Source organism: Pseudomonas sp. CFBP 8770, from assembly GCF_014841705.1.
Lineage (GTDB): Bacteria > Pseudomonadota > Gammaproteobacteria > Pseudomonadales > Pseudomonadaceae > Aquipseudomonas.
Genome location: NZ_JACYUL010000007.1, coordinates 1 through 16,142 on the forward strand (window position 1 = coordinate 1; position 16,142 = coordinate 16,142).

Annotated in this window: 10 protein-coding genes and 3 pseudogenes; 10 read left to right on the forward strand and 3 right to left on the reverse strand. The window is 54.4% G+C overall.

The annotated features are described in order from the left end of the window. The first annotated feature begins 440 nt into the window (after nucleotides 1-440). The 6 genes and pseudogenes from IFT98_RS16125 to IFT98_RS16150 all read left to right on the forward strand — a co-directional run bounded on the left by IFT98_RS16125 (nucleotide 441) and on the right by IFT98_RS16150 (nucleotide 8,062). Complete coding sequence (locus IFT98_RS16125) at nucleotides 441-827, forward strand: hypothetical protein (protein ID WP_192050820.1); 387 nt, start codon at nucleotides 441-443, stop codon at nucleotides 825-827. A 300-nt stretch (nucleotides 828-1,127) separates the two neighbouring features. Next, nucleotides 1,128-3,821: an AAA family ATPase gene (locus IFT98_RS16130; RefSeq protein WP_192050818.1), complete on the forward strand. Its 2,694-nt coding sequence runs from the start codon at nucleotides 1,128-1,130 to the stop codon at nucleotides 3,819-3,821. A gap of 231 nt (nucleotides 3,822-4,052) precedes the next feature. Beyond that, a pseudogene (locus tag IFT98_RS16135) lies at nucleotides 4,053-4,247 on the forward strand (IS66 family transposase); the annotation flags it as partial. Between the two features lie 151 nt (nucleotides 4,248-4,398). Beyond that, a complete protein-coding gene (locus tag IFT98_RS16140) occupies nucleotides 4,399-5,880 on the forward strand; it encodes a hypothetical protein (protein WP_192050817.1) in 1,482 nt (493 codons plus the stop codon). Nucleotides 5,881-5,960: 80 nt separating this feature from the next. Continuing rightward, nucleotides 5,961-6,166: pseudogene (locus tag IFT98_RS16145) on the forward strand (IS66 family transposase); the annotation flags it as partial. 783 nt (nucleotides 6,167-6,949) lie between these two features. After that, nucleotides 6,950-8,062, forward strand: a complete 1,113-nt coding sequence (locus IFT98_RS16150) for a DUF2971 domain-containing protein (RefSeq protein ID WP_192050815.1) — start codon at nucleotides 6,950-6,952, stop codon at nucleotides 8,060-8,062. A 268-nt stretch (nucleotides 8,063-8,330) separates the two neighbouring features. On the opposite strand, the gene IFT98_RS16155 is transcribed toward IFT98_RS16150, so the two are convergent. Together IFT98_RS16155 and IFT98_RS16160 are read right to left on the reverse strand one after the other, a co-directional pair. Beyond that, nucleotides 8,331-8,948 carry an abortive infection system antitoxin AbiGi family protein gene (locus tag IFT98_RS16155; protein WP_192050814.1) on the reverse strand — a complete coding sequence of 206 codons (618 nt, stop codon included), beginning with the start codon at nucleotides 8,946-8,948 and terminating at the stop codon, nucleotides 8,331-8,333. A 282-nt stretch (nucleotides 8,949-9,230) separates the two neighbouring features. Further along, complete coding sequence (locus IFT98_RS16160; protein WP_192050812.1) at nucleotides 9,231-10,862, reverse strand: NAD+ synthase; 1,632 nt, start codon at nucleotides 10,860-10,862, stop codon at nucleotides 9,231-9,233. A gap of 363 nt (nucleotides 10,863-11,225) precedes the next feature. Between IFT98_RS16160 and nadE the strand changes: the two are divergent. From nadE to IFT98_RS16180, 4 genes and pseudogenes are all read left to right on the forward strand, one after another. Then, nucleotides 11,226-11,534 (forward strand): annotated as a pseudogene (nadE, locus tag IFT98_RS16165) (NAD(+) synthase); the annotation flags it as partial. Between the two features lie 54 nt (nucleotides 11,535-11,588). Beyond that, nucleotides 11,589-12,491 carry a LysR family transcriptional regulator gene (locus IFT98_RS16170; protein ID WP_192050810.1) on the forward strand — a complete coding sequence of 301 codons (903 nt, stop codon included), beginning with the start codon at nucleotides 11,589-11,591 and terminating at the stop codon, nucleotides 12,489-12,491. Between the two features lie 383 nt (nucleotides 12,492-12,874). After that, on the forward strand, nucleotides 12,875-14,176 hold the full coding sequence (locus IFT98_RS16175) for an MFS transporter (RefSeq protein WP_192050808.1): 1,302 nt from the start codon (nucleotides 12,875-12,877) through the stop codon (nucleotides 14,174-14,176). Nucleotides 14,177-14,211: 35 nt separating this feature from the next. Further along, on the forward strand, nucleotides 14,212-15,399 hold the full coding sequence (locus IFT98_RS16180) for a M20 aminoacylase family protein (protein ID WP_192050807.1): 1,188 nt from the start codon (nucleotides 14,212-14,214) through the stop codon (nucleotides 15,397-15,399). Here IFT98_RS16180 and pdxJ read toward each other — a convergent pair. Next, the gene (pdxJ, locus tag IFT98_RS16185) at nucleotides 15,396-16,139 is read right to left on the reverse strand and encodes a pyridoxine 5'-phosphate synthase (RefSeq protein ID WP_342214175.1); all 744 of its coding nucleotides are present in this window, start codon (nucleotides 16,137-16,139) and stop codon (nucleotides 15,396-15,398) included. The genes IFT98_RS16180 and pdxJ overlap by 4 nt on opposite strands. Nucleotides 16,140-16,142 lie beyond the last annotated feature (3 nt).

Consider the following 16,142-nt stretch of genomic DNA (forward strand, 5'->3'; position numbering starts at 1 on the left):
GGTCATCAGACACCTCTCTGTGGCGAGCATTCTCGCCTAAATGGGTGTCCGGTTTCATTAGACCACTACAATCCAACGATCTTGGCTCCAGTTTGACACTCGTACAGCCAAGCTCACGTGCAATGCACTCAGCTTGCTCAAGCATCCAAGCACCTGCCCTTCCCCCCTGAATGAGGGAAGCACGAAAATTTCGTAAATGTAGCCCTGAGGACGCCCCCAATCTTCATATATAAGCAACCCTATTTCCACACCCTCCCGCAGGACCGCAGAGGTCTTCGCCCTCGGGCTTTACCCCTGTTTGTAAAGGTCACGCAGGCAGAGGTCGCGCAAATCTTCTGAGATCGATATCTCGGATGTAGTGAGCAATTTCTCTCCCATGCCAGGTTGCTGCCCCTTCCACATCATAACTCCAGATGATGCTCTGCTCGTCGAAGCTCCCGATGACCATGCCGTCCGCTCCGAAGATTTTTCGCATGGCAGAAGCCTTAATTTTGTGTTTACCAGTGAGTGATCCCTTCGCCCCACAGAGGCAGCAGGTTTCAGGTTGGTACGGCTCAAAAAACACTCCCACTAACAGCCTCCAGCGGTTATCAAAAGCGGGGGACGCCGCAATGCTAAGTCTTGGAAGATTCACGGCCAACGGATTTGAGCACCCGAGTCTTGTCGATGACCTCAACACTACGGAAACTGCCACACTCAAGGAAGCTGTGCCTGTGATCCTGGCAAACCATTTCATGCTGCCTTCAGATCCGCTGCCTCAAACGATTCGAGACATTGAGCGGCAGCTTTGTGTCGCAGGATTCATCGACCCATCTTTCCGCCTATAAAGCCCTAAGGGTCGAATTCGGTGGTGGATAGGACGGTGCGTCCGCTCTAAATCAAAAAAATATTCTCCTGCGAATACGGTCAGTTGTAGCCTCAATTGACAGGCGTTTGGAATCCATTCGAGATTTATCTTTGAGTCGTAATTTTTCCGGCCCCCTCCCACGAGCAGTTTGTCAATTGTCGTGCTTAGTCCTGTTGGCTGAATTGAAGCAATAGCAGTGCCCGATCTTTTCTCATGAATGGCCACTTGCCATTCGCATCCTGGCAACCTCTAATTGGAGACTCATGCAAAGGAGATTGCTATGTCGCTGCTAGAGGAAATCATTACATGGGCTCAAGGGCTAAAGACGTGGCAACAGGATGCATTGCGTCGCATTTTCGCCCAGCCAGATCTATCTCAAGATGACGTCGACGCTGTTTTGCAGTTGGTCCGGGACGAAGAAAGGCTGGGCTCGGCTTCACCGGATGCAACGCTATTTTCGCTAGCTGACGTACCAGGTGCCGGTAGCGGTGCCACTGTGCGACTGGTTGGGGTATCTGGGCTAGATCAGGTAAATGGTTTCCCATCGGGCCGCAGCCTGGACCTCGTTCCGGAAGGTATGACCGTATTATTTGGCAGCAACGGGGCAGGTAAGTCTGGTTATGCTCGCGTCTTCAAAAACGCATGCAAAGCTCGGCATCGTGTTGACGTACTGCCCAATGCCTTCAACACGGTAAGTTCTGGTCGGGCTCCATCTGGAGAGTTTTCTATTCTGGTGGATGGTGTTGCGGCTACGGCCCGATGGGTTCAGAGCGAACCAGCGCATCCACATCTGAGTTCGGTTTCTGTGTATGACGTTGCCTGTGCCGCCGACTACATTGATGCTGAAGGCATCCCGGCATTTCAACCATACGGGCTGACCCAGCTCACCCGCTTGGTGCTACTTCAGCGCGACTTGCAGGCTCGAATCGGAGGAGAGCGCAATGCTTTGGTGCTAAATGCCACGCAGTTTGAATCTCTGAAAGGAAATACTGCGGTAGGTCGATACATCAATGCGCTCGGTGCTGATTCAAGCTATGAAGACCTAGCTCGCTTGGGAACGCTTGGCGAAGCTGAGCTTCGAAGGCTTCAATTTCTGAAGCAGAATTTATTGGAGACTGATTCCAGCCCCCAAATAGCAGCCTTTGAACGTTTAGCCACACGACTGGATCAGGCTCAAGCTCGGGTTGAGCAAGTCCAGCCTTGGGTTAGCGACCGAGCAGTTGGGCGGGTGAAGGAACTCATTGCTACCGAGAAAGCATCTCATATGGCGATGCAGTTAGCGCAAGCCCGCCTCCGTGGGCCCGTCCCATCAGAAGAAATTACCGATATTCTAACTTCTGATTCGCATTGCGCATCACTCTTGCCTGGCACTGGAGATGTGCTTTGGCAAACGCTGTACCGCGCAGCCGAATCATTTTCTCAGCAGTTGGCATACCCTGGACTTCATTTTCCTCACTTGGAGCCGGACTCACGATGTGTGCTGTGTCAGCAGCCTTACTCAGAAGATGCAGTGGAGCGTATGCTCCGTTTCGCAGAATTCGTTTCAGATAGCGCAACTGCTGATGCGCAGACCGCTAACAATGCACGTTTAGCTGCGCTGCGGAAAGTAAACGCAGTGAATCTCACTATCATGGACGCTCCTACGCTATCTGAACTCGCAGAGCGGCTTCCGGATTTACACAGTGCTCTTACTGCCGCAGCCTCCGTCTGGAGCGTTAGGCACTCCTGGGTGAGCAAGGCTCTGCAAGACGGGGATTTACCTCCTGGTGCTGAACCAATACCTCAAGAGATAAATCTGAATGCTGAATTAGCGCTCAAGGCTGCCTCGCTACGTGCGGATGCAGCGACTCTTCGAGCGTCCGCCGACCCAGACGTTCGTCTCGCTCTAACCAAAGAACTTGCAGAGTTAGAATCTCGGCAGCGGCTATCAGATCAATTAGCCACAGTGGAACGATTTATTCAGGATAGCCAGACGCACGCCACCTTGAGTCGTTGCCACAGTGCTCTGAATCCAGCCACCGTCTCTCGCAAGCTCACCCAATTGGCCGGGGCGCATGTGACCGAGGCCTTAGCCGCAACAATGAATGATGAACTGAAAGCGCTAGGGTACAAGCGCAGGGTGCAACCTGATCTGAGCGGGCGCACTGAGCTTGGGGTGACAAAAGTTACGCTGCGTCTAAAAGACATCACCACCAAAGCATCCAGGGTTCTATCCGAAGGAGAGCAGCGGGCGTTAGGTATGGCCATGTTCCTCGCTGAACTCGAATCCTTGCCCCATACATCTACCGTAATATTCGATGATCCTTCTACCTCGCTGGACCACTCATATCGGCGCGCTATTGCGCGGCGATTGGTCATGCTCTCTGAGACTCGCCAAGTACTAGTTTTCACACACGATGCGGTGTTCTTGACTGAGCTTGCCATGGCTCTCCAGCACTCTGATCGCTCGGCAAGCTACAAGACCGTCGGCTGGGACGAATCGCCAGGGCTGGTAAGCGAGGGCTTGACCTGGGCCGCGATGGATACCAAAGCTCGATTGGCTGACCTACGAGACCGAACAACCGCTTTGAATGCGTTTGACGATAGCTACCCGGACGATAATCTCGAACGAGAAATTGCAGCAGGCTACTCAAGTCTAAGGGGCACGATTGAGCGCGCAATTCGCGAGGTGTTCATGAACAATACGGTTCAACCTTTCAGCGACATTGTGAGCGTAGAGGCGTTTGGCGCAGTTATTGGGCACCCTTTAGTAGAATGGGAGCAATTATTGGGAATCTACGGTAGGGCCTGTGAGGCTACCGAAGCCCACGACACCCCAGGCGAGCGCCAGTTGCCGCTGCCCACTCGGGAGGAATTGCTAGGTGATATTGCTTTGACTTTACAGCTGGTTGGAGATGCAGCGAAGAGGCGGTCTGCATATCAAAAACTGCGCGGAGAAAGGACTGAACAGCGCAAGAAACTATTTGGAGGCTAACATTCGCGATTCAATGTTCTTTCTAGGATGATTGAAAGGCTGATCAACACCCTCGCCCACTTGGCACCTTCTGCGACGGAGGTTATAGCAGCGCAAGCGCTGGAGGCTCCGTGGTGGGGGCGCTCAAGCCCGGCCGGAGCCTCATATGGACGCTCCAGTCCCACAGCCTTGTCCACTCTGGGCGGCTGAATGGTTAAGATCCGTTAGCTTATCTCAAGGGCATGCTGACGCGGCTTAGCCACACCGCGTTTCACACGTGCTCAATGGGTAGGACAAACCGGCGAACAGCTTCAGCCGCTGATTGATGCCTTTCGAGAAGCCGTTCTGGCGCAGCGAATTGTTCACGCCGACGAAACGCCGGTGCGGGTTTGGGCTTCCTACGCCACACCGTTCTCAGCAATTAAAGCTGTAGTCTATGACTTCAGCAGCCCCAATTCCTGGCGCCGCTTCGCATGGTACACACGTAAATCGGCTGTTCTATTGACCCATCCTTGGTTCGCTCTTAATGTCTGTCATTATATCGGATGAGCTTACACCGGCCCAATGAGCATCTGAACCAATTGCAGGTAGGGAAACCATGGAAGTAGCAGCTAGCCAATTTTTTCACCCAGTGGGGCATGGCACTTTTCTTACTGGTGTAGCATGGTCTCCTACTGGTGAAGCCTCCTTCACTTGGGCTTATGACTGTGGGTCGAAACGAAGAACTCTGACTAGTGCAGCTATCCGCGACCTGTCTGAATCTGGCCGCTACCTCATCGAAAGCAAGACCAAAAGATTCGATTTATTGGTTCTGTCACACTTCGACGACGACCACGTCAACGGTGTGGAGCTATTTCTAGAGACTTGGTCTGTAAAGTGGCTTGCGCTCCCCTTCCTTGATCTCCCCGCCAGGCTAGCTCAGGCAGCCGGCTTGGTCGGTGGCCCATGCTCAGACTCAACTGCACTCTTTCAAATCGCACCTACCAAGTGGCTCGCATCACGCGGGCTGAGCCAGCAGGTTGAAACAGTTTTGCAGGTGAATGGCGGCCCTCCCCCCGATGACCAAGGAAATCCGGATGAGATACCGGGCGAACCTAGACCGTTCCCCAAAGAGGGGGACAACGTGGAGGGAGACGGAGAATACCGCCCGATTTTGGAGCGCTATCGGCCGCTCAGCAATGGTAAATCCACCGACCTAAATGAGAAAGTGCAGCCAAGCACGGCCCCGAGCAACGCCGATGATCATGCAATGGCAACGCTCAGCCATTCGACGCCGTTCAGCGCAGTGGGGGGTGGCATCGAGTTCATGTTTTACAACTCCGACCAGCCGGATGTAAGTGTCGTCAACAGCAAGGGTGAGCGAGCCGCTCGTCGCTCTAAAGTAGCCTTGACGCAAGTCGAGGTGGAGATAGAAGACATAGTCAAGCGTTATAGAATTGGCGTGCCCGGAGGGAAGCCCAAACCAAATTGGCGAGAAGAGCTGCGAAAAATTTACGACAGACATTTCGGCTCTTCAGGGATTGCTCGCAACAACATATCGCTTTGCCTGATGAGCCGCCTTGTCACTTTCTCTGAAGACCTATGTGCCAGATGTTCGAGAAATGGGCAACCAAGATGTGTATGCGTTTCGGCCTCACTGATGCTCGGCGACTTGAAAGTCGATTCTGCCACCTCCAGTTCGATGCGGAGACATTTCGGCGAGCATCGCTGGATCCGGCTAGCTGCCGTACAGGTACCTCACCATGGTTCTCAGCACTCTTGGGAAATTGGATCAGCCTCTACGTTCGATGCACAGATGTATGTGCAGTGTGTACCGGATGTTTCCCCGTATCATCCACATAAAACTGTAGAAGTGGACCTCGCAAGCGATGTTGTAAAAACAGCCAATTATCAGAAAGGCGTACATCTACTGATGGTTGGGGGCACGAGCCTCGGCGTACATTTCAAGCATGAAGAGGTTTTCAGACATCCCCACTATGGGAGCTGGCCATGGCATTGGCATTGGCCTAGGAACCGGTACTTAATCTGGGATTACGTTCGCTGGTTACTCGGAATTCGAGTTTCCCCGCCCACTTCTTGATTAGGTGCATGCCCCTTGGATGGGGCTATTCTTGTGCTACAAGTTGAAGGATCAATTGAATGCCGACCACTGAGCTTGGGAACAGTAAGCTGGTGTGCGATGACTTTGCTGGCTACAACGCCGGACTCGAGAAAGGCATGACCGAAACCGGCTGCATGACCCAGGTTTTTCGATCTGCACGTGCCGAGTTAAAGCCGGTTGGCCGAACAGGCGCTGCACTCGATTGGCGGTTTATTCGAGTTGAACACAAGGGCGAGACATGAGCGACGAGGATCGTTGGCGGATATGACAAAAAAAGCAGCCCTATTTGAGTGACTGCATGGACTTAACCACCCATTTGCACTCGACTTGACAAGTGCACATGATCTCCATGACCGGCTGGAGTCGGCCTAGCTACGCCTTAAGAGTCGCCGAGGAGAGCTGATTTGATAGAGGAATCACAACCGTCTGGAAATCCTTGCTGATGCAGAAAGCGTTCTGTATGTGCGTCTCGGACTGTCCCTAGTGCAGGAGTCAAACTCGCGGGCTGGCCGCACACTCACTGTCGACAGATTGATGGCACAGGGCTACCAGCTCAAAATTTGTGCTTATAAGGATAAAAACCGAGGAAAACATCAGAAGGGGTGAGGGCCAAATCCCAACTTATCGCGATGTGTGATAACAGCTTATTGGGAGTTCAGCCCAACATTTTAAAATTAAAACTGCGACACTAAATAAAGGTTTGAGCTTTGAAAAATCAAAGCAGGAAAATTGAAATATTTCTCAAAGACGGATTTTTTGTTGGCTCAATCACAGCATCAGACGTCGACACGATCTTAAATGCCATTGAAGGGCATTCAACACCCTCATCGTTGACATTGGAAAAGGAAGCGAAAATGATTGAAGGCAACTACTATGAAATCACATCTAATCTCATAGTACGACTGGATGAGACGCGAACCCAATTCTTACATAAAGAACAGATAATTCTTTATATAAAAGGAATCAATCTTTTCTGAAAACTTCAACCCAACCAGTCAAGGCTTAATATCTTTTTATAGCTAAGAACACCACCATTAAAGAGTTTTTCATGCCTATTTTTAAATATTACAGACCGAATATATATTTTGAAAAATCGATTCGCTACAACGAGTTGTATTTTTCAGCAAATCATGAGCTAAACGATCCTAACGACCTTAAAGCCACCTACTATTTTGAAGACAGCCCTTCTCTCTGGAAAAATTTACTATCGCTTAAACCAATCAGTCCCGCATGGAATATCCTTCACCACATATCCGCACATGACGAACTATTAATAAATGAGCTTAACACTTTATTCAAAAACGTAACAGTGGACTCATTGACCGGTTCGATACGAGAAATAATCCAAAGCAGAGAACCTGACTTGAAGGATTTATTTGAGCGCTCGATCATTGACAGTCCCGCATCAAACGAATCTGATTTCGCAGAGCAGTCATCGAAAAAAAATCGCGTCGATTGGTGCGTTCTTATAATTACAGAACTTCTTGCTAGGGCAGTAAACCATCAGCTCTATAGTGTTTCGTTCTCAAAGAGCGCTCTTGACCCAATGATGTGGGCCCATTATGCCGATGGTTTCAAAGGCTGCGTGGTGATATATGGCGGACTTGAAGGACCTACTATAAAGCTAAGACACCATCTGATGTCAGACCAAGCGGACATTTACCCGTTGCGTGAGGTCAAGTACATAGATTCGGATAAACATATTCCTATCCTTGAGTGTGCAACGGAAGGCAAGACCAAAGTGGAGGAGGCTTTTTTACAAAAAAACTCATTTTGGTGCTACGAACAAGAACTAAGGCTATTCACGAGTGAGGAAGTTCAGACTCACTGGATGGCTGCGTCTGACAAAAAACCAGAAAACCCCAAGCAGAGAATTTTGTACCATGGCACAAATTTTATAAGCGGTATAATATTCGGCCCCAGAGTAAGCGAGGATTACGAGCGCCATATAAAAACGATTATTGCAAGCAACAGGGAGTATGCAGATGAAAAAATGCCTTTCTATTCTTTCAACACCACTCTTAACCCGCACGGCCGACTAGAGGTAAGCTCCGCCTCAAAAATTATTGATAGCAGTCTAGGCAGAATGATCATTGAAAACGAGGAAAGAGAAAAGTTGCTTCTAGCTTTCGGCATTACTAAACCAACGCATGACCACTAAACACACAGCAAGCACATGAAAAAACTTAACGTCCCAAGCTTAAGGCAGTACATATAGCGACCAATAGAGCTGTAAGTACTGCCAGCCACGCAGCCGTGCTAGGGCAAGAACCCTGAACTTCTCGACAAGGGAGAGTTGTATATTCTGATAGTCAGACCTTACGATCTCGGGCCGCTTACAAATCAGCGTTTGATGGTCAGTGAATCGCGTCGGACAGACGCGTTCAGAAGCTAGGCGAAGAAATAAAACCTTAAAAATCTTATAGCAATTACGACATATACGGTAAGCCTTGGCACAAAATACTTAGAGGAATTATTGAGTTAGGCATACTTGCAAAGTCGCGCTTGCGTTTTGACAGTACTTTTTGAAGCCTTGCCGCTTCATTACTGCTTTTGACTAAAACGGCAATAGGCGATTCAGGCATAATTAAACTTCCTTTGCACCGCCATTCTCTCTCATGAATCCAGTTGACGCCTGTACCATCTACATTTTCCAAACGGACTACACGCCATTTTTCATCCTCAGCAATTCCGAGTTGCTCCATCTCAGCGTCTGAAAGATAAATTACTGGTCGGCATCCCTTTTTATAAGCGGTTTTTTTGGTAATAACAATCCCATAAGGCTCATACCTGGGTTTTGCGGGATCTGTGTTCGCCTGATTCAGTACGTACTTGAGTGAATTTAAAGGTATGTCCATGAAGCAAGCCGCTGGATTGGCCCCCTTGATAAATCCTTTTTTTGTTGTGCTACCTTCTATTCGTCCATCGAGAAGTATAGATATCAAGTTCTCAAAAGCTGAAAATCCGTTATCGCTAGACCTCCGAGTCAGATGCACCAAATATGGTGAGAGGTCAGGGCGCTCAAAAAAAGGCAGTTCGTTGCTCATTGAAGTCTTCCTGTGACGTGAACGTACCATTGTCGTATTATGTCCCTTATCTGTCGCGCAGCGCCTGTTATAAACTCAAGGTATGGATCAAGAAACTTACTGAAGATCACAAGCACACTACCGGTTACCTTAACAAAAAAATCGAAACACAATACTCCAGAGGGAGTACGTAAGCCAAAAAAACACGCTTACTACATCACGAAAGAAGGGGGTCCTATTTCGCGATGCCGTAAGTCTAATTCCTACAGGCACTCGTATTTCTATAGCAACTGGCCTTTAAGATCAATCGCCGATACGCCAGCCCGAAGTGATCGGATAGCGGCGATCTCGCCCAAACCCGCGCTCGGTGATCCGTGGTCCCACTGCTGCCTGGCGACGTTTGTACTCGTTGAGGTCAACAAGGCGGATCACTCTGCGCACGACCTCTGCGTCAAATCCTTCCTCGATGATCGCGTCGGCAGACAGGTCCTGCTCGACATAGAGGCGAAGGATCTCATCAAGCACCGGATACGGAGGCAGGGAGTCTTCGTCTTTCTGATCGGGTGCCAGCTCGGCTGACGGTGGGCGGTCAATGACGCGCTGCGGAATTACGTAGCCCAGGGTATTGCGGTACTCGCAAAGCTTGAATACCAGCGTCTTTGGTACGTCCTTCAGGACGTCAAATCCACCGGCCATATCGCCGTAAAGGGTCGCGTAGCCGACAGCCATCTCGCTCTTGTTGCCGGTTGTCAGCACCAAGTAGCGCTTCTTGTTGGAGATAGCCATCAACATCGTGCCACGACACCGGGCCTGGAGGTTCTCCTCCGTGGTGTCCTTGCCCAGCCCTTCGAACATTGGCGCTAGCGTAGAAAGGAACGCTTCGACCATGGGTGCTATTGGCAGAACGCTGTACTTCACCCCAAGGATATCAGCTTCTTCCCTCGCGTCGTCTTGGCTCATCTGCGCCGTGTAGTGGTAAGGCATCATCACGGCTTCAACGTTTTCTGCGCCAAGCGCATCAGTAGCAACGGCCAGAACCAGTGCTGAGTCGATCCCGCCAGAAAGGCCCAGTACAACGCCTTTAAAGCCATTGCGATGCACGTAGTCTTTCACGCCACTCACCAGCGCCTGGTACACGCTGGCTTCCAGGCTCAGCAGCTCTGTCACCGTCCCTGGAACTGGCACCAGAGAATTGTCGGTGCAATCGAAGTCGGTGACATACAGACCCTCTTCAAACGCTGGAGCGCGCTGGGTGACCTTGCCGTTGCCGTCCACGACAAAACTATTGCCGTCAAAAACCAACTCGTCTTGGCCGCCGACTTGGTTCACGTACATCATTGGGATTGAGCACTCATCGGCCCGCTGGGCCAGCAGAGCTTCACGCTCCGCTTGCTTGCCGCGATGAAACGGCGATGCGTTGAGCGTCAGCATGATCTGGGCGCCAGCGTCGCAGGCCTGCTTGAGGGGCTCCGAGAACCAGATGTCCTCGCAGATCGTGATACCGACTTGGATGCCGAACAAGTTGACCACGCAGGGGCCACTGCCGGACTCGAAATAGCGCTTCTCATCGAATACGCGGTAGTTCGGCAGGCGCTGCTTATAGTAGCGGGCAACCTCTTCGCCTTCGGAGATGACCGCGCAACTGTTGTAGCGAGCGCCATCTTCAACCCACGGGAAGCCGATCACGATGACGATGCCGCGAGCGGCCTCGCGGACGCGCGCCAGTGCCTTTTCGATGCGGCTCTGCATGCTGGAACGCAGCAGCAGATCCTCTGGAGGATAGCCGCAAAGGGTTAGCTCAGGGAAGAGGATGACCTGTGCGCCGAGGTCGTCGCGAGCGGTCTGAGCTGCTTCGATGATTTTCTCGACGTTGCCATGAACATCACCAACTCGGATGTTCAACTGGGCCATTACCACTCTCAAACGCTGATCCATGGGTCCTCCCGAAACCTGATATGGGATCTACAAGATTCTGCGCCGTCAGCTAAGCGTCGTTCATTTGGCAATTTGACATCCGACACACGCTACCGAGTTGGCTGAAGGCGACTGAGCGGCAGCACAACGTGGCTTCGGTGGCTCATCTAAGGACAGGCCGGACATGTCGCAGCATCTTGTGATAGTGGAGTCATTATGCCCGATCAAGGGGTGATGCCGAGGCTCGATTGCTGGCAAAGCTGGGTGGTAGGCGAAAATTTTAAATTATTTTTTCGTTGTGCAAACGTGGATTGTGCACATAGCACTAGCACTACTACCACTGTTTATTTACGGTTGATTGTGCACTTTTCCGGGGGGAGGAAGGTGATGGGTTTCTTCACCAAGTTCGGTGACGGGGCGTGCGACCTCGCGCCGCTCAGCGGGCTGGTGAAAAACCAGGTGCGCGCCATCGCCCGCCGCCTCGGGGCACCGGACAATCTGGTGATGAAGGTGCCAACGGCCGACCTCGAAGAACTGCGGCCCGGCAAGCCGGACGAAGACGCCCATGGCGTGAGCTACCAGCAGATCGACGCGTTCCTTCATGGCGAGCCGGTGGGCGACGAAGCCTACGCGATTATCGTGAAAGCGTATGACCAGACGCATCACAAGCGTGTGCTGCCGTTTTCGCCTTGATTTCCCTTCAATGTGCGGTTGATCATCTGAACAGGTCAGGGAGATCGACACACAATGAAATTGCATCAACTGCGTGCACTGGTCTGTATTCATGAAACCGGGAGCCTGCAAGACGCTTCGCACGTGCTGCACCTGACGCAATCGGCATTGAGCCGGGCGATGAAGGAGCTGGAACATGAACTGGGGGTGACGCTTCTGGTTCGTTCCAACAAAGGCATGAGCCTGACCGAGCATGGCCAGCGCATGCTGACCCACGCCCGCCAGGCGCTGGAGAGCGTACGGCGAGCGCGTCAGGAAATCGACGACATGAAGGGTCTGACGGTGAGCGAGGTCACCTTGGGGGTGACGCCCGTCACGGCCTTGCTGCCGCCGCTGCAACAGACCCTTCTGCGTTTCCAGCAAACCTGTCCAAACACCGCGCTGAAGGTACTGGAAATGCGCCCCGCCCAGCTGCTGCAGCATCTGCGCGACGGCCTGCTGGATTTTGCCCTGACTTCCCAAGTGCCGAGCCATGCCGTAGGCCTGGACTGGCAGCCGCTGTGTCGCATTCCCGGCAGTGTGGCAGTGCGCAAGGATCACCCGCTACGCAACGTCAAATCGCTGCGGCTGTTGCAGCAGGCCCAATGGATCAGTGTTGACCCGCTTGCAGACAGCCAATCGCAGTTCAACCAACTGTTCACCGCAAGTGCGCTTGGCCGCCCGCCCAAGGTGTTCGAATGCACTGCAATGAATCTGGCGCTGAAGATGCTGATCGAAAGCGATGCGGTGATGGTGGTGAGCGAAAGCGCGCTCGGCCCGTGCTGGGCAGGCATGACCGATATGGGCCAGTACCTGCACACTCTGCAACTGCAGGAATCGGTCCCCGATTTCTCGGTCAATGTCGTGTGTGTGAACCAGGCCTACCTGACCAGGACCGCAAGCGTGCTGTTCAGTCAACTGCAGGCCAGCTTTGCCTGAACGGCCATCAGGGCCAAAACCACACCCGCCAGGCGTCCAAAAAGGCTATTTTCGCCCCCCAGGCTTGAGCGATGCTCAACGCCTTGCAACGAATGCAATCAACGCCACTCGATGTCGCTCAATGCCCGACCCAGAGCCCGTATCTGATTGGCCAGGCGGCCTGAGCACCCTCGTAACGACCGCCAGTGGTTACTTACCTTCCCATCCCATGTCACTCATTCGGATTGTTACGGGTCAGTCCTTCCCCATTCGCACCTAACCTCGGTATCAACAGTCAACCCCTTCGCAACCAACCCATAAGCCCTTGATTAAATGTGATGTGCAGTGAGTGAGCCCATCTCCGACACTGGCCCGCACCACGATTCCGGGTACAGGCCTCAGCCATGAAGAGCACTCTTGCCAGCGATTCCCTTCTCCCCGTCAGCGATGTAACGTCCGCGCCGCAGCCCAACAAGATGCGCCGGGTCATCATCGCGTCTTCTCTGGGTAATGGCTTGGAGATCTATGACTTCACGGTGTACAGCTTTTTCGCAGTCATCATCGGTCAGTTGTTCTTTCCCGGCTCTTCACCCATGGCCTCGCTGCTCATGTCTCTGGCGACGTTCGCCGTCGGCTTCGTCATGCGGCCCTTGGGTGCGTTGCTCATCGGTCGGGTCGCCGACCGCCGAGGGCGCAAGGCCGCGCTGTCGCTGACCATTGCCCTGATGACGGTGGGTACCGGAATCATCGCCTTCACACCGACCTACGCCAGTATCGGCATCAGTGCCAGTGTCTTGCTGGTGATCGCTCGGCTGCTGCAAGGGCTGTCGGTCGGCGGTGAAGTGGGTTGCGCGTCGGCGTTCATGATGGAGTCGGGCCGAACCGACAACCGTTGCTTCGTGGTCAGTTGGCAGGGCGCCAGTCAAGGCGCTGCGGCATTGCTGGGTGCGGGCACGGGCTTGCTGCTGACCAGCAGTCTCAGCCAGGAGTCGTTGCTCGATTGGGGATGGCGGGTCCCCTTCGTGATCGGCCTGCTGATCGGCCCGGTCGGCTGGTTCATCCGCCAGCACCTGGATGAAACGCATACGGCCACCGCCGGTACACCCTCGCTGGGGCAGTTGCTCAAGGCGCAATGCCGCACCCTGCTGCTGGGCATTGCCTGGATGTCGGCGACCGCCGTGACCATGTACATGGTGGTCTACTACATGCCCACCTACCTGACCCAGACACTTGGCCGCCCGCAGAGCCTGGGATTTGCCCTGGTCGGCCTGGCCAGCGCCCTGCTCGTCGTTGTTACGCCCATCGCCGGCCGTTATGCGGACGGTTTCATTCGCCGCAAGCCGTTGCTCTATGGGGTTACCGGGCTGGCGCTGCTGACGGTCTACCCGGCATTCATGCTCTTGAGCCACGAGAACATTCTGCTGTGCATCGTGGCCATCATCCTGTTGATTCTGCCGATGGCGATCGGACTGGCGCCGAGCATGGCCATGCTGCTCGAAGCATTCCCCCGGCACCAGCGGGTGACCGGCATGTCGATCATCTACAGCGTCAGCGTGACACTGTTCGGCGGGTTCTCACCGCTGCTGGTGACATGGCTGATCAACGTCACCGGCAACCCATTGACCCCGGCGCTGTACCTGGTGGCCACCGTGGCGCTCAGCCTGTGCGCCCTGCGTCTGCTGCCAGAGCACCCCGGCCGCGACTGATCGTTCAATACACTGCAAGACAGAGGGAGATGCCCATGAGCGAGCCCACGGTTCACCCACACCTGCTCGACACTGCCACACGGTTTGCGGCACTGCGCCAGGACATTCACCGTCACCCCGAGCTGGGAACCGACACCTGTCGCACGGCGGCAATAGTGGCCGAGCGGCTTGCCGCATGGGGTTATGAAGTCCATACCGACGTGGGCAAAGGCGTAGTGGGCGTACTCAGGCGCGGGCGATCCGCACGTACGTTGGGCATCCGGGCGGACATGGATGCGTTGCCCATCGTGGAGCGCAACGGCCTGCCGTGGGCGAGCGAGCGCCCAGGTCGCATGCATGCTTGCGGGCACGATGGCCATACCGCCACCCTGCTGGCGGCGGCAGAGCACCTGGCGACCCAGGGTCGATTCGAAGGCACCTTGAACTTGATTTTCCAGCCTGACGAGGAAGGGTTGACGGGCGCGCGGATGATGCTGGATGCAGGTCTGTTCGACAGGTTTCCGTGCGACTCAGTCTATGCCTTTCACAACATGCCCGGCTTGCCGGTCGGCGTGGCCGTGGTTCAGCCCGGAGCCTTCATGGCGTCTTCGGAGGAAGTGCAGATTACCCTGACAGGCAGGGGTGGCCACGGCGCCATGCCGGAACGGGCCATTGATCCGATACCGGCGCTGGCAGGCATCATTTCCGCATTGCAAACCGTCGTTTCACGCAACCTTTCGACCAGCGACGCTGCGGTGGTGAGTGTGGGTAAAGTCCGCGCCGGTACCGTGTACAACGTCATTCCAGAGACCGCCACATTGATGCTCGGGGTGCGTACCGCAACGCCTGCCGTACGCGAGAAGGTGGAGCAGCGTATCCGCGAAATCGTGCAGGGGCAGGCAGCCAGCTTCGGCGTCACCGCGCGCATCGAATACCGGTTGCTGGCACCGGTGCTGGTCAATGCACCCGACGAAACCGCACGTGTGCATGCCGCAGCCTGCGCGGTATTGGGTGCGGACAATGTACTGGAGCAGATGCCGGTGCGCCTGATGGGCAGCGAGGACTTCGCCTGGATGCTGAACGAGCGTCCAGGCTGCTATTTCGTCCTGGGGAACGGCACCGGTTCGTTCAATGGCTGCTCGGTGCACAACGACCACTATGACTTCAACGACGCCGTGATTCCCTTGGGCGCCGCGTGCTGGGCGAGGCTGGTGGAAGACTATCTGCAACGACTGGGCGACTAGCGCCTGCTTGCCGCCTCAATCAATGCCTTCATCTCTGCCACCGCAGCCTTGAAGCCCACGAACAACGCGTGGGCCACCAGCGCGTGACCGATGTTCAGCTCGTTGACCCCGCGAATCGCGGCCACCGGCTCGACGTTGTGATAGTGCAGGCCATGGCCGGCATTGACGATCAGCCCATGGCCCAGACCGAAGGCTACGCCGTCGACGATTCGCTGCAGTTCATTGGCAACATCGGTCGGGGTCTGGGCGTCGGCGTAGCGGCCGGTATGCAGTTCGATCGCCGGCGCACCGATGCGCTTCGAAGCCTCGATCTGGCGTTCGTCGGCGTCGATGAACAGCGATACCTCGCAGCCCAGCTTGCTCAACCGCTCGACCGCAGCCCTGATCTTGGCTTCCTGACCGGCGACATCCAGACCACCTTCGGTGGTCAGCTCCTCGCGGGTTTCGGGCACCAGGCAGACGTGAGCCGGGCGAATCTGCTCGGCAAAGGTCAGCATGGCCTCGGTGACGCCCATTTCGAAATTCATCCGCGTCTGCAACACGTCCTTGAGCAGCAGCACGTCGCGCGGCTGGATGTGCCGGCGGTCTTCCCGCAGGTGCACGGTGATGCCGTCGGCTCCGGCTTCCTCGGCGTCGAGCGCGGCCTTGACCGGGTCGGGATAGCGCGTGCCACGGGCCTGACGCAGGGTCGCCACGTGGTCGATGTTGACGCCCAGCAGAATGCGGTTACAGGTATTCACGAG